This is a genomic window from Thermithiobacillus tepidarius DSM 3134, assembly GCF_000423825.1.
GTDB lineage: Bacteria > Pseudomonadota > Gammaproteobacteria > Acidithiobacillales > Thermithiobacillaceae > Thermithiobacillus > Thermithiobacillus tepidarius.
This window is the reverse complement of record NZ_AUIS01000006.1, coordinates 1-23,062: the sequence shown is the minus strand read 5'-3', so window position 1 is coordinate 23,062 and position 23,062 is coordinate 1. Positions and strand designations below refer to the sequence as shown.

Genomic DNA, 23,062 nt, shown 5'->3' with positions numbered 1-23,062 from the left:
CCGATCGAACAGCGCGTTCATACGTGTGTCGCAACGATCAACGAAGGAAACAACGATGACCACAGCCAAAACGATCCCCGCCACCCGCAACGAAGCCTGGGGCTTCTGGGGCACGATGGACGCGCACGCGCAAGCCGCCTGGCCCATCGCGATGAACGCCATCTCCGACGCCACGGGGCAGCCCTTCGAAGCGGTGCGGGCCTTCCTCGACAGCCGCCACGGACGCCACTTCGCGGACGAAGTCCTCAACCACATGCATGCGGGCCATGCCCTCCACGACGCGATCTGCGCCGCCACCCGGCAGTGGATGGAATGGACCATCGGACGCCGCACCAGTAAGGACTACGGCATCCCGCGCGGGTTGCCGTACCTCACCGGGTTCGTGATTCACTGCGAGATCGTCGAGGAGGAACTCGCCGCCTGATCGAACGCCAGGCCATCCGCCTCGCGGGTGGCCTGTTTGCCGCTCCAGTCCTGCCAGCGGCGCACGATCACGTCCGCGTACTTCGGGTCGAGTTCGATCAGGCGCGCGACGCGCCCCGACTTCTCGGCGGCGATCAGTGTCGTGCCGGAACCGCCGAAGGGGTCGAGCACCACGTCGCCCGGACGGCTGGAGTTGCGCAGCGCGCGCTCGACCAGTTCCACCGGCTTCATCGTCGGGTGCAGATCGTTCTTCTGCGGCTTCTTGATTTGCCACACGTCGCCCTGGTCGCGGTCGCCGCACCAGTGGCGCTCCGCGCCCTCGGGCCAACCGTAGAGGATCGGCTCGTACTGGCGCTGGTAGTCGGCGCGGCCGAGGGTGAAGGTGTTCTTCGCCCAGATGATGAAGGTCGACCAGTGGCCGCCGGCGGCGCGGAAGGCCGCCTGTAGCGTATCCAGTTCACTCGACGACATGGCGATGTAGATCGCGCCGCGTGTGTGCGCATTGATCAGCGCCAGTGCGTCGTAGAGGAAATCGAAGAAGCCCTCGCCCAGCGCATCGTTGAGAATGGGGCGGTGCTTGCCCCGCAGCTTGTCCTTTGCGCTGTTGGCGTAGTTCACGTTGTAGGGCGGATCGGTGAACACCATGTCCGCCCGTTCGCCGTCCGGGAACAGGAGCGCGAAGGCCTCGGCGGTGGTCGCGTCGCCGCAGACGAGGCGGTGTGGCCCGAGTAGCCAGACGTCGCCCGGCTGGGAGACGGGTTCCTCGGGCACATCGGGAACGGCGTCGTCCTCCGTCTGGCCCTCATGCTCCTGCTCTTCGCCAGCGAGCAGGTCGGCCAGTGCATCGGCGTCGAAGCCCGTCAGGTCGAGATCGAAGCCATCGTCCTGCAGCGCCTCCAGTTCGATGCGCAGCAGATCGTTGTCCCAGGTCGCAAGCTCCGCGAGCCGATTGTCCGCGAGCACTAGCGCACGGCGCTGGGTCGGAGTCAGGTGGTCGAGTACGACCACCGGCACGGTGGCAAGACCCAACTTGTGCGCGGCAGCGAGCCGCCCGTGGCCTGCCACCAGCACGCCGTCGGCGCCGGTGAGAATCGGATTCACGAAGCCGAACTCGGCGATGGAGGCCGCGATCTGCGCGATCTGGTCCTCCGAATGCTGGCGCGCGTTCCGGACGTAGGGCAACAGCTTGTCGAGCGGCCAATGCTCGATGCGGTCGGCCAGCCAACTCATGCAGCGACCTCCGCCTTCTCACCCAGCCGTTCGGCGGCGACCTCCGCGAAGGTCTGGCCGGTCGCGGCAAGCACCGGCGCTGTGCCTGGGTGGTGCTGCAGCCAGCGGCGCAGCGCGACGTCAACGTACTCGGGGGCGAGCTCGACGGCGCGCAGGCGGCGGCCGCAGTCCTCGCCCGCGAGTATGGTCGTGCCGCTGCCGGAGAACGGCTCGAACACGATCTCACCTTCGTCCGAATAGGCCTCGATGAAGAACTTCGGCAGACCCAGCGGGAACACCGCCGGATGATCGATGCCGTTGCCGATGCGACCGCGTTGGCGCGTCACCTCGACGACCGAGTCCGGGATGCGGAACTCCTGCGTCGGCGTGCCGGCGTGGTTCCATTCGCCGACCTTGCCATCCTTGCCGCGCATCGCGGTGGAGGAACCGTCGGCGCGCAGGTGCGTTTCGTGGCCGGCCCACTTGCACGGCACGATCTTGTTCGGCTTGCGCGCCTGGTGGTTGAAGTGGAACACGAACTCGTGGCGCGGCGCGAGGCGACCGGCCCAGTCGCCGGGTACGGTCACCGACTGGTCCCAGACGTACCAGCCGAAGCGGCGCCAGCCCTGGGTGCGCATCCATTCGATCCAGCCGTCCCAATACGGCTGCCACTCGCCGTCGCGATGGACGAGGCCGAGGTTGACCAGGATTTGCGCGTCCTCGTGCAGCGCGCTGCGGGCGGCGCCGAACACGCCCTGCATGAGCGCGTTCCAGTCATCGATCCCGCCGGTGGTGTAGTCGCGCTGGTTCGCGTAGGGCGGGCTGGTGAACAGCACGCGAGCGCGCTCGCCATCGAGGAGGTGCGCGACGGCGGCAGCGTCGCTGCTGTCGGCGCAGAGCAGCCGGTGTTCGCCCAGCAGCCACAAGTCGCCGGGCCGCGTGACCGCAACCGTGGGCGGCGTGACGTCGTCCTCGTCCGCGTCGCCTTCCGGTGCACGCTCGTCCTCATCGGCTGCCGGTTCCGTCTCCTCGATCTGATCGAGCAGGCCTTCGATCTCGGAGGCCGAGAAGCCGGTCAAGTCCAGATCGAAGCCGGCGTCGGCCAGCTCCGCGAACTCCAGCGCCAACATGGCCTCATCCCAGCCGGCATCGAGCGCGAGCCGGTTGTCGGCGATCACATAGGCGCGCTTCTGCGCCGGGGTGAGGTGCGCGAGCTCGATCACTGGCACCTCGGTCAGCCCCAGCTTGCGTGCGGCCAGCAGTCGGCCATGGCCGGCGATCACACCATGGTCGCCATCGACCAGGATCGGGCTGGTCCAGCCGAACTCGGCGATGCTGGCGGCGATGCGCGCGACCTGCTCGTCGCTGTGCGTGCGCGGATTGCGGGCGTAGGGAATCAGCGTCTCGACCTTGCGGTACTCGACGTTGAGCGTGTTCAGGATCGGAACCTCGAAATGGAAAGCCCGCCGACGGAGAATCGTGGGCGGGCTCGTGATGTGTATCGGGGAGTGCACAAATCCGCCTGGAGCGGATTTGGACAGCCGCAGGCTGGCCGCGAAGCGGCAGGCCCCAGGGATGGGGCCTGCAAACCGCAAACCCTGCAAACCCCGGTTTGCACTCTGACGCTAGAAAAGCGTCGCGCTCGCGCCCCCCGCATGGCTTTTCGGCCAGGAAGGACCCATCGCGCTCGGCGGGTCGGATCGCGAAGGCAGAAACGACGAAGGCCACGGATCGCTCCGTGGCCTTCGCACATGCTTCTCTCGCGAGGTTAGCGAAATCCTAGCGCAAAAACGGGTGAAGTGTTGCACGTCCAAAATGGCTCGAAACCGGCATCGTTCCGCATCCGCCCGCATGGCTTGGACCGCGTTGGAAACGACCCGCAACTTCACTCATGAAAGGCTGGCCACGGTCCGGCGGGTCTGCTCGTTCAGACGGCAGGCGACGATGTCGAGCGCCTTCTGCCACCGCCGCCAGGCCGTGGTGCGGTCACAGCCGAAGCGCCGGCAGATCTCCCGCCACCCCCGTTCCTCGGCGCGCATCCAGACGAGATGGCGCTGCTCCTCGGTGAGCCACAGCACCCAGCGCATCGTCTCCGTCATGCGGTCGATGGCGGCCGGGTCGGGCGGAAAGCGGTACAGCACGTCTTCGCCCGAGTAGGTCTCCCACGGCTGGCGCAGGATGGCCGGCCAGGTGTTGAAGTAGCCCTGGACGCGGACCGGCGGCAGGCGTCGCGCGGTCTGGGCGGCCTCCCGGAAGCGCTCGGCGACGTCGTCAACGCTCCACATGGCCGTCTCCCTGGCGACCGTAGAGCCGCTCGCCGATGCGCTTCACCAGCTCCCGCTCGATCCAGTCGAGCCGCTCGTCGTCGAGCGAGACCACCAGGATGCCCTGGTCCCGCCAGCCGTCGCGTTTGATGGCATCGACGTCCGGGCGAGTCGGTTGCAGGCGCCCGAGGGGGCAACGATAGTGGGGGCTGGGCGCGTTCATGCCGGCACCTCCTGCGTCGCGATGGCCCACATCAGCAGCGCCAGCGCGTCGGCCTCGTTGTCGTCCGCGGGCCGGAAACCCAGGGCCTGCATGGCGGCCACCATCTCCTGCTTGCCGGCGTTGCCCTTGCCGGTGGCGTGCTTCTTGATCGTGCCCACCGGCACGCCCTGGTACGGGATGCCGTGGTGCTCGCACCAGGCGGTCAGCTGCGCCATGAAGCCGCCGTAGGCGTGTGCGGCATCCACTCCGGCGTGGCGGCGCACCTCCTCGAAGTACACCGCATCCAGCCCGTCCGCCGATTGTTTGACCTCGGTGAGCCAGCGCTTGAAGCGCAGGTAACGCATGCCGCCGCCCTCGAAGCGCCGGGGTTTGAAGGACTCCGAGCCGCTGGTGATGGAGCCGTCACGGCCGAGCAGCGCCCAGCCGGTCCGGGTGCCCAGGTCGAGGCTCAGGATGGCCGTGCCCGGTCCCCGATCCCGACCTTCCGTGCCGGGCAGACCCCTTCGGGTCGGAGGAGAGGACACCGCGTGTTCCTCTCCCCCCGAAGGGGGGAGGGAGTTTTCGCCAACTTGGAAATCTCCGGAAACCCAGCAACCACGCGGGTTTGGGGAAGTTGGCAAGTTGGCAGCGTTGCCAACTTGCCAATCTGCCGACAACTCCCTAACGCGTTGATCAGTATGGGATTCAAGTTGGCAGGCGTTTGCCAACTTGCCAACGTCTCTGAAAATCGGGGGGAAGTTGGCAGCGGTTTTGCCAACTTGGCTGTGCGTGTTCATGCGGGCTCCTCGGGGTCGTTCAGGTCGTCTTGGTAAACCCACACCTCGGGGTTCTCGACCGGCAATGCGGCCCCCGATTGCGGGCATTTGAAGTGGGTGGGCAGCACCGGCAGTTCGCGCAGCGATACTTCGCCCGTGGCTGGATCGGGCTCGCCGACGACCGAGCGCAGCACCATCGCCTCGACGCACAGGTAGCCGAACTTGGTGCGGGCGGGCGGCAGGCCGTAGTCCTGCGCATTGCGGAAGTACTTGATGTAGCCCTGGGTCGAGAGCGCGGAGAGGCGCTCGCGGATGGTGCGCTCGCCACCGAGCCCCGCCTTGCCCTCGAAGCTTTCCGCGAACTGGTTGGCGGTGTAGCAGCGCCCCTGGGCCGCCTCGTCGAACAGGATCTGCAGGATGGCGTCGCGCTTGCGCCGACGCTCGGCATCGAGCCGCTCGCCGTAGTCCTTCATCACCAACCGCTCGTTGGCATCCACCTCCCGCCACTCGCCCCGGATCTTGTCCACGTGCATCGAGGGGATGGCCGCGCCGTTGCGCAGCTCGAAGATCAGCTGGCGCGTGGTGCGCGTCTCGTCCGGGCGGAACAGCAACATGCCGGTGGTGTAGTAGCCGCGCAGACTCCCGGCCCCGGCCAGCGCCTGGAACGGGTCCTCCTCGAACTGCTTCTTGCCGAGCTTCTTGGTGTGGTGGGCCAGCACGACGCCGGCGTCCGGGTTCACCGCATCGCGCAGGCGGTCCACCCGCTGTGACAGGAAGAACAGCATGGCGGCGTTGTCGTTCTCGCCGCCCGCGTCCCCGCCGTCGAAGACGTTGCGGATGGGATCGATGGCGATGATGTCGGGCGGCTCGCCGCCGAAGGCCTGCGCGATGGCGGGGATGACCTGATTGATCCCGGCGTCGTCCAGCACCAGGCGCAGCTGCGGGGTGGCGACGAAGTTGGCGCGTGCCGCCCCCAGGCGACTGGGCGGGAGGCGGATCTCCTTCACGCGCTCGCGCAGGTAGTGGTACTGCACCTCGGCTTGCAGGTAGAACACTCGCAGCGGGCGCGGCGGCGTCATGGCGAGAAAGCTCGCGCCCGCCGCCATGTGCGTGAGCCAGGCCAGCAGGAAATCGCTCTTGCCCACCTTGGGCGCGCCGCCGAAAACCAGCAGACCGCCCGGGGTGAGCACGCGGGGCGCGACGAGATCCGCCGGCAGCGGCGAGTCGTCGTCCAGCAGCATGCCCAGGGTGAAGGTCGGGAGCCCGGGGGCGGCGGTCTTCACGACCCTGCGCTCGCCATCACGAATGAACTCGGCGCAATCGAAGCCCTCGGCCACGGCATCGGCCGCGTCCCACTTGTCGGGCTTGTCGGTGGGCGGCACGAGGATGGCGACCGACGCCGCACCGGCGGCCACGCAGGCGCGCGCGGCATTCTCCGCGTAGTCCCAGCCCGGCGCATCGCGATCCGGCCAGATCAGCACGTGCTTGCCCGCGAGCGGCGTCCAGTCGGTCTTGTCGATCGGCGCCCGCGCGCCGTTCATGGCCGTGGTCGCCGTGATGCCCGTCCCGATCAGGGCGCAAGCCGCCTTCTCGCCCTCGACCAGCACCACGTCGCGCGCCTCGGCCACGGCCGGCAGGTTGTAGAGCGGACGCGGGTCGGGGGCGCGCCACATGCGGGCGCGCACGTCCCAGGGGCGGTACTCCTTGCCGGTGGGCGGGTCGTAGCGGTAGACGCAGGCGATGAGCCGACCGTCCGCCGTGAGGTAGTCCCACTTCGCAGTGTAGGGGCCGAGCTCGTCGATTGGTGCGCTGCGGACATCTGATGGCTTCGCTCGGCCGATGGGCGGTGCGAGGCCGAGCCATCGGCGGATCTCGTCCGCGAGGCGGGGGAAGTCGTGCCGGGCGGAATGCCCGCGCGAGCGCGCCCATAGATCGATGACGTCGCCGCCTTCGTCGGAGGCGAAGTCCTTCCACAGGCCGCGCCGCTCGCCCTCGAGCTCGACCACCAGGCTCTTGCCCCAGTTGCCGTCGACGTCACCGACAAAGAATTTGCCGCCTCGGATGCGGCCCTGTGGGAACAGGTAGAGCAACACCGCCTCCAGGCGATCGAGCAGGCCCCTGCGCAGCGCCTCGGTATCAGACGACGCATGCGTCTGCTGATCCGGTGCGTCATTGAAATCGAGCCAGACGATGTTTTCCGCCATCAAGCCGGTCTCCAGCAGCGGTCCTGCCAAGGACACGACTTGCACTCGAAGTGGGTCGGCGTGGTGGCGTGACGGGGCAGCAGCTCGCCGGCCTCGGTGGCGGTGATGACGCGCACGGCCCGGTCCGACATGCGCTGCGCGAGCCCGCCGTCGAACGGCACGAGCTCGAACCAGATCTCCTCGCTGTCCTTGTTGATGGCGGTGAACAGCGCCGGATGGCGGGAGATGCCGGGAACGTGCGCCTCCATGTAGGCCTGGTAGACGGTGATCTGGGCGGCGTAGATCGGCTTGGCGCGGGCCACGCCCTGCTTGACGGTCTCGCGCCACGCCCGGTCGTTCATCGTCTTGCACTCCCACAACGCGGGACAGGCGAGATCGATGTCGGCGGGGCCGGCGGCGAGAATGCCGTCGACGTGTCCTTGGATGCGGCCGCCGGCGACGGAGAAACCGAACTGCCCGCCGTCGGCCTTGCGCGTGTAGAGCTCGAAGCCGGCCAGGCGCAGCCAGCGGATCGCCAGATCCTCCAGGGCATGCCCGACCTCGAACACCCGCAGCACCCGCCCGGGCAGCTCGCGGCCGGGATCGACCGCGGCCTGGGCGTACTCGTACTGCAGTGCGCGCTCGCAGGCCACGCCGAGCCGTGACGCGCCGAGATAACGGCGCGGCGTTTGTGAGGCACGTTCACGCGCCAGCGCCTCGTCGATGACGGCGCCGACGCGCTCGTGGAACTTGGGGCGGTGGTTGTAATCGAGCATGGCCACCCCCCTCAGAACGGCACGTCGTCGGGCGTGATCTCACGCAGGTTGTCGAAGTAGGCGGTGAGCACCACGTCGACCAGTTGCAGGACCTCCTTGCGGCTGTAGGCCGACAGCGGCCGGTCCATCCCGATGGCGGCGACGTATTCGCCGAGGTGGGGCAGCACGGCCTCCATCGCGGCCTTCTCGTTGTGGGTGGGATCAATCACGACGCCGCCTCCCGCCTTCAGCCTGCGCAGATGGATGTCCTGGCAGCGCATCGAGCAGAAGCGCTTGAACAGAGGCTTTCCGTCCGGCGCACGCGGGCCATTCCTCGGCGACAGCCAGCAGAAGCCGCGTCCCTCTCGTCCGCAGATCGCGCATATCACGCCGCCCTCCGGTGCTCGTCGTTGGCCGCCAGCACGAGACGCTGGATGGACGACTTGTTGAACTGGAAGGCGAGCAGCGCCGAGGCCTGGTAGCGGGTGAGCCCGAAGTCGGAACGCATGGCCTGCGGCAGGTAGCGCAGCTGCTTCTCGGTGGGCGGCTCGTTGAGCCAGCGGCGGGTCTTGTGGGCGGTGTCGAGGGACTCGTTCTCGTTCAACCAGTCATCCGCCTTGGCCATGCAGACCGTGCGATCGCCGACCGCCAGCAGACGAGGCTGCAGATCCTTGCCTCCGCCGACCGCGTGCCAGCGACCGTTGAGGAAGAAGATCCCGCCCCAGGCGCCGAAGCCGGTGGCCATCAGGGCGTCGTCGCAGCCGAAGAGATCACACCAGCGGAAGTTGGAGCGCTTGAGCAGGTCGATCTCCGTCATGACGAAGTCGTCCAGCGCCTCCGCCTGCTCGGCCGGATCAATGGTCCACTCGAAGCCGCACAGTGGGCACTCGCGGCTGCCGAGCGGCACCGTCGCCTCGCAGGAGGGGCACTCCTTGGTGGGCGCCTCGCCCTGGTGCTGGTGGCCGTCCAGGTTGGCCTCCTGCTCCAGCGAGCCGTGCATGAGCGTCGCGGTGCCGAAGTCGAGCACGATGCAATCGGTCTTGACCACGCCGGGATGCTCGGCCGGATCGACGGTGCGAAGCCCCCGCCCGATCATCTGGGTCAGCGTCGACTTGTGGGAGCTGGGGCGCAGCAGCACCACGCAGGAGGTGGGCGTGTAGTCGTAGCCTTCGGTGAGCACCGCCACGTTGACCACGACTTGCGCCTCTCCGGTCTCGTATTCGGCGAGGCGCACCTTGCGTTCGGCGTCCGACAACTCGCCGTGGATCAGCACGGCGCGGATGCCGGCGGCGACGAAGGCGTCGGCCACGCACTGCGCGTGGGCCACGGTGGAGCAGAACACGATGGTCTTGCGCTCGCCGGCCTTCTCGCGCCAGTGACGGATCACCGCATCGGTGATGGGCGTCTTATTGAGGATCGCCTCCACCTCGGTCATGTCGAAGTCGGTGGCGGTGCGGCGCACCTGGGCGAGGGCCGATTGCGCGCCGACATCGATGACGAAGGTGCGCGGCGGCACCAGATGGCCCGAGGCGATGAGCTCGCCCAGAGTGATCTGGTCGGCCACGTTGCTGAACACCTCGCGCAGCCCCTTGCCGTCGCTGCGTGCGGGCGTGGCCGTGGCACCGAAGATCAGCGCCCGTGGGTTGCGCGACAGCACGCGATCGATCACGCGCCGGTAGGACGGCGAGGCGGCATGGTGCGCCTCGTCGACCACCAACAGATCGAGCGTGGGCATCGCGTCGAGATGCGCGTCGCGCGAGAGCGTCTGCACCATCGCGAAGGTGGCGCGCCCGGCCCAGGACTTCTCCTTGGCATCGAACACCGAGGTCGCGACGCCCGGATTGACCCGGCAGAACTTCTCCCGGTTCTGGGCGGTGAGCTCGTCGCGGTGCGCGAGGATGCAGGACTTCGCGTCGGGCTGCTCCAACACGCCGCCGGCCACCGCCGACAGCATGATGGTCTTGCCCGAACCGGTCGGGCCGATGGCCAGGGTGTTGCCGTGCTGGTGCAGCGCCGTGAGCGAGCGCTCCACCAGCAGGGCCTGACGGGGACGAAGCATCATGCCGGCAGTCCCCCTTACTGCGCCCAGCTCGGACGGCCCGTGACCGGAGCGCGACCCGTGGCCTGGGCATAGGCGTTGGGCGTGGTGGCCGAAGGCGCCGGGGCCGACGGACGCGCGTTGCCCATCAGCGCGGCGTATTCCTTGTGATCCGGCTGGATCGCCTGCTTGATGACGGCCTTGTCCTGGCCGTTCTGATCCTTCTCCCAATCGACCTTGCCGAGGAACTCGATGCCGTCGAGGTCGGCGAACCCGGCGATGCGCCGCGCGTTCTGGGCCTGGGGGCTGGCGTCGCCCGGATGGACGCCGCGCGCGGAGTTCAGGATCGCCTTGACGAACGCGCGGCCCATGTTGGCCCACTCGGGCCCCTTGGGGCTGTAGAGACCGATCAGCGACCACAGCTTGCGGCGGGCGTACTCACCCTCCATCACCACGAATTCGCAGTTGAGGTACACCGAGCCGGTGTTGTCGTTGCGGGTGGCGTAGCCGCCGGTCCAGCCCTGGCTCGCATCGTCGAAGCCGCCGGGGCGGATGGTCATGCGCACGCGCACCAGCGTGCCTTTGGGGATCAGGTCGAACGAGGACTGCTCGTTGGCATCGTTGAAATCGAAATAGCTCATGGTCGTGGCTCCTTATTGCTGCACGGGTTCGGAAGGCGCGGGGCGCGCGAAGTCGAGGCGTTCGAGTGCGGGGCGCGCGGGGCCGGCGATCTTGGCCATCAGCCGGCCGAGGTGCGGCTCCTCGATCTGGTCGAGGCGGCCGGAGCGGTCCTTGGCGGGGTAGCCCCAGGGGTTGAGCGTGTGGCAGACGAAGGCGCGGTAGGCGCTGCCGTCGTCGGCCTTGAGCTCGGCCAGCGTCACCACCTCGTCGACGATGCCCGGCAGCTCTAGCCCGGTCTTGGAGCCGTCGATCTGCAGCTGGAAGACGCGGCGATTGAAGTCGTCGAGACGCTCGTCGAGGATGCCGACGAACCACACGTTCTTGCCGCGCGTGTGCTGCAGGTGGGTGAGCCAGGCGATCATCTCCTGGCCCATCAGCCCGTAAGCGCCGCGGGTGTCGGGCTTGCCGGTCTTCTCGGAGTAGGCCTGCGGCTGGCCCTTGCACCACTGCAGGCACAGACGCCCGGCGACGGTGATCGAGTCGACGAACACGGTGTCGTAGCGGTCGAGCACGGTCGGGTCGCCGAAGCGCGCGCAGACCGCGTCGAAGTGGGCCTGGCTGAAGGGCTGGTCCTCGCGCAGCGCCGGGTTCGGACCGCCGATGAACACCGCGAAGTCGCGGCACTCCTGCCAGGTGCGCGGGCGGATGGTGTCGCCCGCCCAGCCCTCGACGGCGAGGTCGCCCGCCTCGAGGTCGAAGAACAGCGTCGCCTCGGGCGCCAGCGTCCAGAGCTGCGAGGTCTTGCCGATGCCGCTCTTGCCGACCAGCACGCCTTTCACGCCGCGCTTCTCGGCCAGGCGTTGGTCGGCGGAGATGATGGGGAGGGTCATGAGCGGCCTCCTTTGTCGGCGAAGGCGTCTCCGATCCGGTGCGCGCCCAGTGCGCCATGTTTGCGGGCGAGGTCGTAGAGCTCCCGCAAGGCGTTCATGCGGCGGCTGATGGGCCGGACCTCGTTTTCGAGGGCGATGACGGCGAAGGCGATCTGGTCCAGGGTGGCTTCTTCGATGGCCACGTCGGCGCCATTCGTCCCGATCCGTTCCGGCAGGGACTCCAGCAGATAGGGGTGCTGCTTTTTCAGCTTGTCGAGCAAAGTGCGGTTCTTGAACATGACGGTCACTCCTCCAACAGGGCGAGACGGAATCCGGGCTTGCCGGTCTTGAGGGTGCGGGCGGGGGCGAAGGCGCTCTTCAGCGACTCCGGCCAGGCGTTGAACTTGGTCTCGGAGACGCGGTAGGCGGTCTCGACGTACTCGGCGGGGTCCTCTCCGCCCTCGGCGATGCGGCGCACGATCTCGGCGAGCCGCTTCTGATCCCACTCGACCCGCTTGGGAAGGTCGGCGGTGACGCGCACGCGGCCGTCGTCGAAATGCACGACACCGGTATCCTTGCCGGCGGCCAGGCGCAGGGCGTGGGCGCGGTCGGCGTACTTCAGCTCCAGCGCGCGTTCGAGGTGCTCGACGATGGCCTTGGCGGCAGAGAGCAGATCGGCGGCGTCGTTCTTGAGCTGGAACAGCGCATCGCTTTGCAGCGCGGCGAGCTCGCCGGCCGGCGTGGCGAGAACCTGGTCGGGGGTGAGGCGGCTCATGCCACACCTCCCGCGCCGACGCGCTCGGAGGTGCTCTTGCGCAGGCACTCCGCCTCGTAGGACTCGACGTCCTCGACGCGGTAGAGCACGCGCCCCTGGATCTTGAGAAAGACCGGCCCGATTCCTTCGGAGCGCCAGCGTTCCAAGGTGGCTTCGCTGACGCCCCAACGGTCGGCCAGTTGGCGTTGGTTGAGGTGTTTGATACTCACGGTTCGCTCCTTACGGGTTGTTGCGGAAACGTGAGGTCATTCTGGGTTTCAGGGGGTGGGCAAACCGGCGGGCAAAGCGGGCAGGACGGGCGGGCAAATCGTGCAAATCGGCCCTTCGCAGAGCCGGAAAAGAAAAAGGCCCGGAGTGGTTGGCTCCGGGCCCTTATCGGGGGTGGAAATGCGGGGTGGTCAGCCGGGAGGCGGGAACGGATCTTTGCCGTAGCTGTTGCGCTCGCGGATCTTCCCGTCCTCGCCCTGGATGAGCACCTCGCTGCCCTGGTTGCGCGCGATGTCGCGTGCGCGCTCGAAGGCTTCCTGTTGCGTATCGTGTACGGATGTCAGGCGGTCGTTGCCTTCCCCCCGGACACCCCACTTGTCGCCGTTGCGGACGACCCACTGGTTCTTACCACTCATGTCATTCACCTCATCGAGATCGAAGTTGAACTGCCGGATGAAAGGATTGCGCTTCGTTGGGTGCATCACCTCCTTTGGTCGTTGACGAATTCGGGTTTCAGCCAATAGTGACCGTCGTTGTCGTGGGCGACGAAGGTGCGGTAGACGGCCTTGTGCCGCTTGCAGATGTCCGCGCCCTTGCACTTGTCGACATCGATTTCCAAGGCGTCGGCGATGGTGCGTTTATGGACGGGATCGCCGCCGCCCTGCGCGAGTACCGAAAGAAAGCCGTAGACCTGGGGCGACAGTGCGTGCCGCTCTCCGTCGATCAGTGCGATGCGGCCGGAGTGCATGAGCCGCAGGGAGGTTTCCGAATCCCGTTCGCCGATCCCGGCGGAGCCGTCGAGGTATGCGTCGAGATTCTCGATGACGAAGCCGGCCTTGCGGAGATGCGCCACGGCACGCAGCGCAACGACGAGATGGCCGGCGGCCTGGATCGCTTGGGCGACGTCGGGTGTAGTGGTGATGAGGACGCCGCAACCCGGTGCGCAGGCATTGCGCAGTCGATGTTCGATGATGGGCGTCAAGGCCGGGTCGTTCAGCCTTCGACCGAAGAAGATAATGCGCCGCTTTCGCCGATGTTCGATCTCGCCCAGGCGCCACAGCGCTGTCGGAACCAGCTCTTCATGTTGATACCGTCCCGCAAGGCCCAGGGCCGAGGCGAGCCAGCGGACGATGCGCGTGATGTCCACCCTGAGCCGTGTCACTTGATCACTGGCCAGATCCACCCAGCCGCAGTCCGTGCAGTACCCCTGGCGGCCTCCTTGCTCGAAGCGAATCCCCTCCAGATCGCCCATTCCGCACCAGGGACAGAGGATGCTCGATCCGACACCATCACCCGCCCCGAGGGCGCCGAGGTCGAGGAGATGCCGATAGGCATCCATTTGTCCGGAATACCGGGCGGCATCCGGATGGAGGCTTCCCTCGGATTCCTCGACGAGCCCGCAGAGCAGGCCGAATGCGATGTCGTTGCGTGCTTGCACGGCGGCTTCTACGCGACCAGGGCCAGTTCGACCTCGGTCGGTTCGGAGACGCGCCAGGCACGCAGGAGGCGCTCAGCGAGCTTGGCGTCCTCCTCTGCCATGTCCTGGAGGTTGGAGATCCCCGATTGCTTGATGTCGATGTTCAGTACGCGACCGCGCTTGCCCACCTCGGCAGGGGCGAAGTAGATGCTGATGAGGGCCTCGACGATATTGAACGGACCGCGGAACAGGTCGTGGTCCTTCAGGTGGGCGCTCGAAGCAGCGAGCACGCAGTGTTCGGCCTGATCCGCCGGTACGCCTACCCAGAAGTCGCTGATCGGCGCCCTCGTGCTCCTGAGCCGGGCGCGGCGGAGGCGAATGCGGTCAATGCCGTGGGCGGCGAGGTCGATTTCGCTGTCCTCCGGAAGGTCCAAGCCGTGCCGCAGCCGGTTGAGATAGAACATCGGCTGCTTCACAGCCTCGGGCTTGACCTCCTGTTTCAGCAGATGGCGTGCGAAGAGCGTCACCAGCGGCTGGTGGACCTTGGCGCCGCCCCGGCCGACGGTGTCGACGATGCCGGATGCGGGGAAGTAGACCAGCGCGAGATTGGTCGCCGGGCGGGTCGTCCGGCGGCGCATGCCCTCTTCGACGAACTCCACCAGATCGTTGGGATCGTCCTCCACGTAGACGCTGATCTGCACACCGCCGTCCAGGTGACGGTCGCAGACGTCCACGTGGCAGGCGCGCCGCGGTCCCTTGCGTTTCGAGAGTACCTCGGACAAGGCGGCCTGCAATCCCTCGATGTCGGCAGCCTCTCGGGACACCGGCTCGGTCACCTTGATGGCTTGCCGTTTCCACGACCGCTTGCCGACGCCGAGATCGAATTGAAGCAGCGCCTCGGCCGTCATGAAGGTTTGCGGCCAGTTCACCAACACCCACATGGCCCGCTCGGCGTGGTTGCGGAGCTGCCCGAAGTCCTCCCGAATGGCCACGTCGTTGTCGCTGGCGTTGAGGATCGCATCGATGCCTTTCTGGGTCGCGAGGGCGTAGACATGGCGCAGCTCGGCGTGCAGCAGGGCCTGTTGATCCGGTTCGAGTTCCTCCAGGAGGGCGATCAGGGCATCGGAAAATGCCTTTTCCTCGGCGTTCCAGTCGAAAGATTCGGGGATGGCGATGGAACGGGAGGACAGATACGCCTGCCAAGTGGTGGCCGGAACCTGACGGGCGAGGTGACGAGGGTTGAACGCGGTCATGCCTTTCTTCTCCTTCTTCAGACGGACGATGCCCGGCGCCGCCACATCCCACCAAGGACGCGAACGTTCGGTGTGCCGAACGTTTCAGATTGTCTCGAAGTGATGCTGGGTTTGTCAAGCAGGTACGAAATCGTTCGGCGTAGTGGTAACATCTTCGGACTGACGCAGAACGATTAGGAGATACCGGTGCCATCGCCCTTGGGGGACAAGATCCGCGCATTGCGGAAACAGAAGAAGCTCAGCCTTGAGCAGTTGGCCGAACTGACCGACTCTAGTAAGAGCTACATCTGGGAGCTGGAGAACAAGGACGAACCGAAGCCCTCGGCTGAGAAGGTCGGCAAGATCGCTGCCGTACTCGAGGTGACTACAGAATTCCTGCTCACCGAGTCGGCGACCACGCCGGACGAAGAAGTGCTCGATGAGGCCTTCTTCCGTAAGTACAAGAACATGTCCGAGCCGGACAAGAAGAAGATCCGCAAGATCCTCGACGCTTGGGAAGATGAATGACAGAGGCGAAAAAGCCCATGGCCGAGGCCAACCGCATCTCGGCCATGCTCAACGCGGTTCTGGGCACGGATCGGTTTCCGGTCAAGGTCGATGAGCTCGCCATCGAGTACTCGCGCCAGTGTTTCGCGGATTCGCCCGTAGACAAGGTCCGGGGGGAAGCGCTGGACGGATTCGACGGCATGCTGGCGGCGAACAAGACGCGGTCGAAGTGGCTGATCCTGTACAACAGCGCCACCCCATCGGAGGGTCGCAAACGCTTCACGATCGCGCACGAGTTCGGTCACTACATCCTCCATCGCCACCAGCAGGATCGTTTCGAGTGTGGCGACGACGACATCGAGACCGGTGACAACAACGAGAGGGACATCGAGGCCGAGGCGGATCTTTTCGCTTCGACCCTGCTGATGCCGCTGGATGACTTTCGGCGGCAGGTGGACGGGCAGCCAGTCAGCTTCGATCTGCTGGGTCACTGCGCCGACCGCTACGGCGTCTCGCTGACTGCGGCAGCTTTGCGCTGGACCGAGATCGCGCCCAAACGGGCAGTCCTCATCGCCAGCCGCGACGACCACATGCTGTGGGCCAAGTCGAACACGGGAGCGCTCAGGTCCGGTGCCTACTTCGCGACCCGCAAGAACACGATCGAGCTGCCGTGTGATGCGCTGGCGCACAGCAGTAACGCCTTGGCCGTCGGCCAGCAGCAAACCACACCGGCGAGGCTTTGGTTTCCGCGCGAGCCTGAATCCATGATGGTCAATGAGATGATCAGGGACGCTGGCCAGTACGAATACACCCTGACCCTGCTCCTGCTGCCGGAAGCCGAGTGGCAGGGAGCCCATCACGACGATGAGGAATCGGAGGAAGACACCTTCGATCGCTTTATCCGCAACGGGCAGCTGCCGGTGCGCTGAAGAAGGGGTAGCGAAATGTCTGAGGTCGCCGCGCTGGAACCATTCGGAGATTTCCACTCCGCGCTCTACTTTCGCGATCTGTATCTCCGTGATGAGACGCTCTATACAGAGTTCTTTTGTCCGTTCTGCGGAGTGTTGCTCGATCCAGTGCTGGTTTATGCGCCGGCAGATCAAGAGATCGGCAAGAGTCCGCATTTTCGAACCCGTCGCGGCGGTGCAAAGCACTATTCGGGTTGCGACGGAAATTCATCTAACTACCAACACCCGACCGGGAAAAAGCCCGTTCAGGCACACATCGAGAAGCGCCAGTTCTCGTTGCCGACGGAATTCGCCGAGTACGTCGATCGACCCCCGAGGCCCGCAGGCGGCGCGCCTGCCCGCGCTCCCACTCCAGACGAGATCCGTCGTCGCCGGGAGGCTGCAGGACGCCGCTACGGCGTGGCGCGGTTTCGTGTGTCGCTTGTTCAGTCGCTGGCCGAAGCGCACCTTGCGGTCCTGGCGGATGCTTACGAGAAGCAGAAAGAGCACGGCTGGCCCGACACCGAGCGCCAGAGCTGGATTCGCGAGGTGCTGCAAGCGCCGATCGACTTGCGCGGTTACTCGACGACCTATCGAGGCGCGCTCCATGACCTTTGGTTTCCGGTCCCGAAGTACCCACGCGTCTTTCACGGTAAGCACGCCAAGGTGACGGCAAACGACGACGGCTACGTAATCATGTCCGAACGGCCGGGAAAGATCGATGACGACAACTCCACACGACCATTCGTCATCATCGTTTCATTGCATGACGTAGACGAAGGGCAGCTACGCGGCGCGCGGAGGGCATTGCTTCGTCAACTCGAGCGCGCGGTAGCAGAAGCTGCAAGTGTTCGATGGTATGCCTACGGGCGAGCGGAGTTGATCGACGGACGGTTCGAGTTAGCGTTCGACGGTGCCAACATCGGCGACCTATTCGTGAAAATGCAGAATCACGGGTGACGACGTCCCTCCCGGCCCGGGTCGTTTCCTCATTACTCCCCGCTGATTCGCAGCCGTTCGAAATTCCCTCATGGCGCAGGTAGAGGCCTGACCGGACAATCTCGTCATCAAGCGAGTTAGACGTTCAGGACCGATACCGATGTGCACGATCAACCACCTACCACCCGAACGGATGACGCCGGAGCAGCGCCGGCGCGAAGCCGCATCCTTGCTGGCCCACGGCCTCGTCCGACTGCGCGAGGCCGTGTTCGCCCAGTCCGCAGGCGGCCCCGCGGAGAGCGAGTTTGAGCTTGGCTTCTCCGGCCACCAGCGCCTTCATAGCCACCCCGTCAACAACACTTTGGAGGAGGCTCCATGAAGGCAAGCACCGTCCCACCCACCCCGCCGAGCGTCGTCGCCCGGATCGCCGGGCTCCCGGATCTCTCGATAGAGGAAATGAGGGCGCTTTGGCGAGAACTCTTCGGCAGCGACAACCCGACGCCCAATCGCCAGTTCATGGAGCGGCGGATCGCGTACAAGCTGCAAGAGATCGAGTTCCGCAAGGTCGATCCCAGCCTCTTGGAGCGCAACAAGCGGCGCATCAAGGCCCTGGTGGAGACCGGCAAGGCGCGCAAGCTCGATCGCGACATCCGGCTGATGCCCGGCACCGTGCTCACCCGGGAGTACCAGGGGATCGAGCACCGGGTGACGGTCGCCCAGGACGGACAGTATGAGTTCGAGGGCAGGCGCTACCCGAGCCTGTCCATGATCGCCCGCGAGATCACCGGCACCCGCTGGTCCGGGCCGCTCTTCTTCGGCGTGAAGGCGCCGGCCAAGCAGAAGAATCCGAAGAAGCAGGGAGGCCGGCGATGAGCGAAACTCTGAAGCGCCGCCTGCGCTGCGCCGTCTACACCCGCAAGTCCACCGACGAGGGGCTCGACCAGGAGTACAACTCCATCGACGCCCAGCGCGACGCCGGCCACGCCTACATCGCCAGCCAGCGCGCGGAGGGCTGGATTCCGGTGGCCGACGACTACGACGATCCCGCCTTCTCCGGTGGCAACATGGACCGGCCGGCGCTCAAGCGGCTGCTGGCCGACATCGAGGCCGGCAGGATCGACATCGTGGTGGTCTACAAGATCGACCGCCTAACGCGATCGCTGACTGACTTCTCGCGAATGATCGACGTGTTCGAGCGCCACGGGGTCTCCTTCGTCTCGGTCACCCAGCAGTTCAACACCACCACCTCGATGGGGCGGTTGATGCTCAACATCCTGCTCTCCTTCGCGCAGTTCGAACGCGAGGTGACGGGAGAGCGCATCCGCGACAAGATCGCCGCCAGCAAGCGCAAGGGCATGTGGATGGGCGGCGTGCCGCCGCTCGGCTACGACGTCGAGAACCGGAGGTTGGTGCCCAACGAGCGCGAGGCCAAGATCGTCCGCCACATCTTCCAGCGCTTCGTCGAACTCGGGTCCTCGACCATGCTCGTGAAGGAGCTGCGCCTCGACGGCGTGACCTCCAAGGCCTGGACCACCCAGGACGGGCGGGTGCGCGAGGGCAAGCTCATCGACAAGAGCCTCGTCTACAAGGTCCTCAACAACCGGGTCTACCGGGGCGAGATCCGCCATCGTGATCAGTGGTATCCGGGCGAGCACCCACCCGTCGTCGAGCGCAAACTGTGGGACGCCGTCCAGGCGATCCTCGCGCAGAACTCGCGGGTGCGAGGCAACAACACCCGCGCCCGGGTGCCGTTCCTGCTCAAGGGGATCGTCGTGGGGATCGATGGCCGGGCGCTCACGCCCTGGTCCACGCGCAAGAGGAACGGACGCATCTACCGCTACTACCTGCCGACGCGGGAGAACAAGGAGCACGCCGGTGCCTCCGGGCTGCCGCGCTTGCCGGCCGGCGAGCTGGAGGCCGCGGTGCTGGAGCAGATGCGCCGCGTGCTGCGCGCCCCGGACATGGTCGCCGGGGTGGCCGAGCGCGCCGCCCGGCTCGATCCCTCTTGGGACGAGGCCCAGGTCACGGTGGCCATGACCCGGCTGGATGCGATCTGGGATCAGCTCTTTCCGGCCGAGCAGCAGCGCATCGTGCGGCTCCTCATCGACAAGGTAATCGTCTCGCCGAACGACATCGAGGTGCGGTTCCGGCCCAACGGCATCGAGGTGCTCGCCCTGGAGCTGCGCCCCGAACCCGCCCCGGAAACCCTTGAGGAGGCCGTGGCATGACAAATTCGTCGGGAACGAATTTGGACAGCCGCAAGGCTGGTCCCGCAGGGACGGGCTCCAGGGATGGAGCCCGCAGCGAAATCTTGATCGACAAGACCGGTCAGGCCGAGGTGATCACCGCCAGCGACGGCAGCCTCACCGTCACCGTGCCAATCCGGATCAAGCGTCGCGGCAGCCGCAAGGCCGTGACCCTGCCGGACGGCGGCGCCGTGCAACCACGCCCGTGGGATGACACGCCGACGCCGATCCAGCTCGCGCTCGCCCGCGGCCACCGCTGGCTGGCGATGGTGGAGTCCGGCCAGGCACGCACGCTGACCGAGGTGGCCGAACGCGAGGGGATGGATCGGGCCTATGTGAGCCGGATGGTGAACCTCACCACCCTGGCACCCGATATCGTCGCCGCCATCCTCGACGAGACTTTGCCGCCAGAGGTGACGCTGTTCGATCTGGCGTCGGGAACGCCGTTGTTGTGGGACGAGCAGCGGGCCATCATCGATCGCTGATTACCGTCGCACGGGAATCCTTCGGGTTGGATTACTTGTCGAGAGACCAGCCTGACGCCTTGATCAGCTGCAGAACCCGTCCGACTTCCGATGATGCCGGAGTCGTGTCGATGGACGGGAAGAGTTCCTTCAGCATGTCGCCGAAGGTCAGTATCTCGATGGGGTTGCCGCCGAGATTCTCGCAGAACGTCGCGTTGTCCTGCCACGCCGCTCGGTTGCCGACGACTTTCGTGACGGCTGTGATGTAGGTGAACGAGGACGATCCCGTCAGTTCGGCGACCGTCGTCCTGAACGCTGCTGCCCACTTCTCCCTGGTCAGTTCGCGAAACCCGCGCCAGGCTTCACGCCCCGAGACCACCTTGTTCTTGGCGATGGCATCGATCCAGTATTCGGGACGAAAGCCACCCTGCCAGCTCTTGCAGCTCACCACTATTACCCGACGCGCACCGTCGAGTCGCGGATGGATGCCGATTACGTCGATGTCGCTATGCACGGCATCCTGGCGGGTGTCGTACTCCGCGTGATCGCCGGCGGGCCGGAACTTGATGTTGTGCCTGGTGAAGTACCCTTTGTGCTGCAGGTACTCGTCCACCATCTGTTCGAGGATGTCCTCTTTCATGCCTGTCCGCCCTCGCGATCGATCCGTTGGCTGGCAAATCCCTCGAACTCAGGCCGAAGGCGGCACTGCAGAAATGCCTCGAGGAGGTTGAGGACGTGGACACCGAGCGACGCATCGAGGATGAAGTTCACCCGATCGGTGTGCTCCCTGATCCAGCCGGCGACGTTCGTTTCGTTCAGGCCAGCGACGCCGATGCGCTCGCCGTGTTTGATCAAGGAGGCTGCCAGAGTGCTCTTCGCGCTGCCGGCGTTGTAGTGTTGAGCCGTGTAGCGAGCAGCGCTGTTGGGGCCGACCTTCCCGACCTTCAGCACATGAGGCCCAAACGAGAAGATGTACACCGCCATGGTGCCGGGCGGTAATCCCCTGGGAGGCACGTGCGGCGCAGGGCATCGCTCGATCGCGATGGCATTAAGCGCCAACGAGACGCCAGCCATGCTGGCGACACGGCGAAAATCCTCCAAGAGCAGATCGGGATTCCAGGTCATCGGCCCGATTCCTCGCTGCTCGACGTCCACCCGTTTCCGGCAAGCCATGTTTTCGGAAAAGCGGTAGCTTGCCGGAGTGCGTCCAGCGGGGGCGACAGGAATACACGCAGACCGGCAACGACCTCGGAAATCTGAAGCTCGTCCAAGGCATTCTTTCTCAGGAATGCTTGCCACTGGGTCTGCTTCTGCCGATCCTGCGCGAATTCGTCGCTCAAGCCGAAAGGGACACCGTCCGGCAGCGGTGTCCTGCGGCGCTCGAAGGTGGCGTGGATCGCCTTGCACAGGAGCGCGCCGTCGAAGTCGGTGTAGCGCGACAAGATCCAGAGATCGAAGTAATCCTTCATGCGGCTGTTGGCGATGCCGAGCGACACCAGTGCCTCCAGCTTTTCGGCGATGACCGTGTAGCGGGGGTAGGCACGCAACTTCGGGGCTGGCATCTCCGACAGCATCACCGGGTAGTCGACGGCCTCGGGGCCGGGCGTCACGGCGTCGCCGAAACCCACGTCGACCTGCACGTGGCATCGGGCACCGTCCAACAGGCCGATCAGCGTGACCCGGACACCGGAGTAGTTGGCTTCCTTGCGGATCTCCTCCGCGTGTACCGAGTCGGCTTGAAAGCGTATGCCGTCGTCCAGTTCCACCGCACAGATATCCCGGAACGCCGCCTCGACATGCGGGATCTCGGCCGAGCCGAAGCCCAGCAGATCGGCGTCGCGTGTCGGACGATGCGGGATGTCGAACCACAGATCGAACAGCAAGGCGCCCTTGAGCAGGAAGTGATCCGCATGAGCGGAAACACTCAGGCGATACAGGAGCCGCTCCAGGGCGTAGCGGGTGAGGACGAGGTTGAAGTCCTGCTTGTCGGTGCGGGCCTTGGCGAGCAGTCGTGCACGGACCGAGGCGGCGGTGTTCCGGCTGCTCACGTCAGGCTCTCCAGGTAGGGGCGCATGACGTTGGCCACCCGGCACAGCTTGGCAAACTGCCACAGTTCGTCCATGCCGACGCGCTTTCCTTTCCAGGCCTCACGCAGCGCCTCCAGCGCGACATCCAGGCCGATCTTGTTGCGGTACTTGAAGCAGTCGGCCACCGTCCGGGCGACGTTGGTCACGCGCACAGGCACACCATCGATGAGGTGCTCCTCGACCCCCTCCGTCAGCGCGGCGCCGGAGAAGCGCACGATGCGCAGCGGGGGATAGTCCATCTTTGGCGCGCGTGCCTTGTTGGGGATTGCCAGCCAGACCTCGAACGGCGACTGTGTGGTGAGTTCATGTAGGCGAAGTGCCGACAGCAGGCAGATGATGGCTTGCGGGTGCTTGCGTGCCACCTCGGCAAGTGCACCGTGTTCCGAGACGGGCCGGTCCGGAATCGCGTACAGGCCCCGTCCCACGCGCTGGAGCAGCCCTTGCCGCACCAGCCGCGTGAGGGCGACCGTGGGCAGCCCACGCTCATTGAGATCGCGTGGGCGAATAAGGCCGCGCTGGGCGGCAAGATCCAGAATGCTCTGGTGCGAACTGTCCATGTCGTCATAATGTTGCGAAACGTCGGTAGCTGTCAAGAACTACCGACAAAACACAACTGACATGGTTTCCTTTGCCTGCCGATGCCGCAATCCAACCGTTTGATTCGTCAGCGCGTAACCCATTGATCTGTATGGGTCCGCGTTGCGGCCTCTGCGGACTTCGGCCCTTAGTCGGGGAGCGAGGCTGGAGAGAATAACGGCGCGGAGAGAGCGAAATGGGTCCGAGATGGGCGAGACGACCGGAGGAAGGAAGTCCGCAGGAATCCGCAGGAGTCCCCGCGAACACGCGGGAGCGCGCAAGAAAAAAGGCCAACCGAGAACGGTTGACCTTTATATATTGGTGG

29 protein-coding genes are annotated in these 23,062 nt (G+C 65.9%); 8 read left to right on the top strand and 21 right to left on the bottom strand.

Going from position 1 to position 23,062, the window contains the following annotated elements:
- Nucleotides 1-55: 55 nt before the first annotated feature.
- Nucleotides 56-424, top strand: a complete 369-nt coding sequence (locus G579_RS0103775; RefSeq protein WP_028989115.1) for a hypothetical protein — start codon at nucleotides 56-58, stop codon at nucleotides 422-424.
- Here G579_RS0103775 and G579_RS0103770 read toward each other — a convergent pair.
- From G579_RS0103770 to G579_RS0103690, 17 genes are all read right to left on the bottom strand, one after another.
- Nucleotides 388-1,653 carry a site-specific DNA-methyltransferase gene (locus tag G579_RS0103770; protein WP_028989114.1) on the bottom strand — a complete coding sequence of 422 codons (1,266 nt, stop codon included), beginning with the start codon at nucleotides 1,651-1,653 and terminating at the stop codon, nucleotides 388-390. The two genes, G579_RS0103775 and G579_RS0103770, sit on opposite strands and share 37 nt — an antisense overlap.
- Nucleotides 1,650-3,146, bottom strand: a complete 1,497-nt coding sequence (locus G579_RS0103765; RefSeq protein ID WP_230973781.1) for a site-specific DNA-methyltransferase — start codon at nucleotides 3,144-3,146, stop codon at nucleotides 1,650-1,652. The genes G579_RS0103770 and G579_RS0103765 overlap by 4 nt, the downstream gene beginning before the upstream one ends.
- A 375-nt stretch (nucleotides 3,147-3,521) precedes the next feature.
- Entirely contained in the window at nucleotides 3,522-3,917 is a 396-nt protein-coding gene (locus G579_RS0103760; protein WP_028989112.1) for a DUF6362 family protein, read from the bottom strand.
- Nucleotides 3,904-4,119, bottom strand: coding sequence for a hypothetical protein (locus tag G579_RS0103755; RefSeq protein WP_028989111.1), 216 nt, complete (start codon nucleotides 4,117-4,119; stop codon nucleotides 3,904-3,906). The genes G579_RS0103760 and G579_RS0103755 overlap by 14 nt, the downstream gene beginning before the upstream one ends.
- A complete protein-coding gene (locus G579_RS0103750) occupies nucleotides 4,116-4,643 on the bottom strand; it encodes a crossover junction endodeoxyribonuclease RuvC (protein WP_230973780.1) in 528 nt (175 codons plus the stop codon). Before G579_RS0103750 ends, G579_RS0103755 begins: the two co-directional genes overlap by 4 nt.
- A gap of 248 nt (nucleotides 4,644-4,891) precedes the next feature.
- Nucleotides 4,892-7,114: an AAA family ATPase gene (locus tag G579_RS0103745; protein ID WP_211218644.1), complete on the bottom strand. Its 2,223-nt coding sequence runs from the start codon at nucleotides 7,112-7,114 to the stop codon at nucleotides 4,892-4,894.
- Nucleotides 7,078-7,833: a PD-(D/E)XK nuclease family protein gene (locus G579_RS0103740; protein WP_028989108.1), complete on the bottom strand. Its 756-nt coding sequence runs from the start codon at nucleotides 7,831-7,833 to the stop codon at nucleotides 7,078-7,080. The genes G579_RS0103745 and G579_RS0103740 overlap by 37 nt, the downstream gene beginning before the upstream one ends.
- Nucleotides 7,834-7,844: 11 nt before the next feature.
- Nucleotides 7,845-8,042: a DUF6511 domain-containing protein gene (locus tag G579_RS15675; protein ID WP_154656694.1), complete on the bottom strand. Its 198-nt coding sequence runs from the start codon at nucleotides 8,040-8,042 to the stop codon at nucleotides 7,845-7,847.
- A gap of 155 nt (nucleotides 8,043-8,197) precedes the next feature.
- Entirely contained in the window at nucleotides 8,198-9,874 is a 1,677-nt protein-coding gene (locus tag G579_RS0103730) for a DEAD/DEAH box helicase (protein ID WP_028989107.1), read from the bottom strand.
- A 14-nt stretch (nucleotides 9,875-9,888) separates the two neighbouring features.
- A complete protein-coding gene (locus tag G579_RS0103725; RefSeq protein WP_028989106.1) occupies nucleotides 9,889-10,491 on the bottom strand; it encodes a hypothetical protein in 603 nt (200 codons plus the stop codon).
- Nucleotides 10,492-10,503: 12 nt separating this feature from the next.
- Nucleotides 10,504-11,361: an ATP-binding protein gene (locus G579_RS0103720; RefSeq protein ID WP_028989105.1), complete on the bottom strand. Its 858-nt coding sequence runs from the start codon at nucleotides 11,359-11,361 to the stop codon at nucleotides 10,504-10,506.
- Nucleotides 11,358-11,639 carry a hypothetical protein gene (locus G579_RS0103715; protein WP_038018048.1) on the bottom strand — a complete coding sequence of 94 codons (282 nt, stop codon included), beginning with the start codon at nucleotides 11,637-11,639 and terminating at the stop codon, nucleotides 11,358-11,360. The genes G579_RS0103720 and G579_RS0103715 overlap by 4 nt, the downstream gene beginning before the upstream one ends.
- 5 nt (nucleotides 11,640-11,644) lie before the next feature.
- Nucleotides 11,645-12,115, bottom strand: coding sequence for a hypothetical protein (locus tag G579_RS0103710; protein ID WP_028989103.1), 471 nt, complete (start codon nucleotides 12,113-12,115; stop codon nucleotides 11,645-11,647).
- On the bottom strand, nucleotides 12,112-12,324 hold the full coding sequence (locus G579_RS0103705) for a helix-turn-helix transcriptional regulator (RefSeq protein ID WP_024892258.1): 213 nt from the start codon (nucleotides 12,322-12,324) through the stop codon (nucleotides 12,112-12,114). Before G579_RS0103705 ends, G579_RS0103710 begins: the two co-directional genes overlap by 4 nt.
- 189 nt (nucleotides 12,325-12,513) lie before the next feature.
- On the bottom strand, nucleotides 12,514-12,804 hold the full coding sequence (locus G579_RS0103700) for a DUF2188 domain-containing protein (RefSeq protein ID WP_017364503.1): 291 nt from the start codon (nucleotides 12,802-12,804) through the stop codon (nucleotides 12,514-12,516).
- Entirely contained in the window at nucleotides 12,804-13,760 is a 957-nt protein-coding gene (locus tag G579_RS0103695; RefSeq protein ID WP_155989734.1) for a hypothetical protein, read from the bottom strand. Before G579_RS0103695 ends, G579_RS0103700 begins: the two co-directional genes overlap by 1 nt.
- A gap of 8 nt (nucleotides 13,761-13,768) precedes the next feature.
- Nucleotides 13,769-14,992 (bottom strand): hypothetical protein, encoded by a 1,224-nt coding sequence (locus G579_RS0103690; protein ID WP_028989101.1) that lies wholly within the window; start codon nucleotides 14,990-14,992, stop codon nucleotides 13,769-13,771.
- Between the two features lie 186 nt (nucleotides 14,993-15,178).
- On the opposite strand from G579_RS0103690, the gene G579_RS0103685 reads away from it, so the two are divergent.
- The 7 genes from G579_RS0103685 (at nucleotide 15,179) to G579_RS0103655 (ending at nucleotide 20,095) form a co-directional block, all read left to right on the top strand.
- On the top strand, nucleotides 15,179-15,499 hold the full coding sequence (locus tag G579_RS0103685; RefSeq protein WP_028989100.1) for a helix-turn-helix domain-containing protein: 321 nt from the start codon (nucleotides 15,179-15,181) through the stop codon (nucleotides 15,497-15,499).
- Nucleotides 15,496-16,407, top strand: coding sequence for an ImmA/IrrE family metallo-endopeptidase (locus tag G579_RS0103680; protein WP_028989099.1), 912 nt, complete (start codon nucleotides 15,496-15,498; stop codon nucleotides 16,405-16,407). Before G579_RS0103685 ends, G579_RS0103680 begins: the two co-directional genes overlap by 4 nt.
- 15 nt (nucleotides 16,408-16,422) lie before the next feature.
- On the top strand, nucleotides 16,423-17,385 hold the full coding sequence (locus G579_RS18970; protein WP_155989733.1) for a hypothetical protein: 963 nt from the start codon (nucleotides 16,423-16,425) through the stop codon (nucleotides 17,383-17,385).
- A 139-nt stretch (nucleotides 17,386-17,524) separates the two neighbouring features.
- Nucleotides 17,525-17,743, top strand: a complete 219-nt coding sequence (locus tag G579_RS18530; RefSeq protein WP_072755421.1) for a hypothetical protein — start codon at nucleotides 17,525-17,527, stop codon at nucleotides 17,741-17,743.
- Nucleotides 17,740-18,237 carry a DUF2924 domain-containing protein gene (locus tag G579_RS0103665; RefSeq protein ID WP_028989097.1) on the top strand — a complete coding sequence of 166 codons (498 nt, stop codon included), beginning with the start codon at nucleotides 17,740-17,742 and terminating at the stop codon, nucleotides 18,235-18,237. Before G579_RS18530 ends, G579_RS0103665 begins: the two co-directional genes overlap by 4 nt.
- On the top strand, nucleotides 18,234-19,592 hold the full coding sequence (locus G579_RS0103660) for a recombinase family protein (protein ID WP_028989096.1): 1,359 nt from the start codon (nucleotides 18,234-18,236) through the stop codon (nucleotides 19,590-19,592). The genes G579_RS0103665 and G579_RS0103660 overlap by 4 nt, the downstream gene beginning before the upstream one ends.
- Before the next feature lie 83 nt (nucleotides 19,593-19,675).
- Nucleotides 19,676-20,095: a LacI family transcriptional regulator gene (locus G579_RS0103655; RefSeq protein WP_230973779.1), complete on the top strand. Its 420-nt coding sequence runs from the start codon at nucleotides 19,676-19,678 to the stop codon at nucleotides 20,093-20,095.
- A 31-nt stretch (nucleotides 20,096-20,126) separates the two neighbouring features.
- On the opposite strand, the gene G579_RS0103650 is transcribed toward G579_RS0103655, so the two are convergent.
- The 4 genes from G579_RS0103650 to G579_RS0103635 are packed head-to-tail and all read right to left on the bottom strand — an operon-like array spanning nucleotide 20,127 to nucleotide 22,718.
- The gene (locus tag G579_RS0103650; RefSeq protein WP_028989094.1) at nucleotides 20,127-20,714 is read right to left on the bottom strand and encodes a nuclease-related domain-containing protein; all 588 of its coding nucleotides are present in this window, start codon (nucleotides 20,712-20,714) and stop codon (nucleotides 20,127-20,129) included.
- Nucleotides 20,711-21,199 (bottom strand): hypothetical protein, encoded by a 489-nt coding sequence (locus tag G579_RS0103645; protein ID WP_038018039.1) that lies wholly within the window; start codon nucleotides 21,197-21,199, stop codon nucleotides 20,711-20,713. Before G579_RS0103645 ends, G579_RS0103650 begins: the two co-directional genes overlap by 4 nt.
- Entirely contained in the window at nucleotides 21,196-22,122 is a 927-nt protein-coding gene (locus tag G579_RS0103640; RefSeq protein WP_211218643.1) for a nucleotidyl transferase AbiEii/AbiGii toxin family protein, read from the bottom strand. Before G579_RS0103640 ends, G579_RS0103645 begins: the two co-directional genes overlap by 4 nt.
- Nucleotides 22,119-22,718, bottom strand: a complete 600-nt coding sequence (locus tag G579_RS0103635; protein ID WP_028989091.1) for a type IV toxin-antitoxin system AbiEi family antitoxin domain-containing protein — start codon at nucleotides 22,716-22,718, stop codon at nucleotides 22,119-22,121. The genes G579_RS0103640 and G579_RS0103635 overlap by 4 nt, the downstream gene beginning before the upstream one ends.
- Nucleotides 22,719-23,062: the final 344 nt, after the last annotated feature.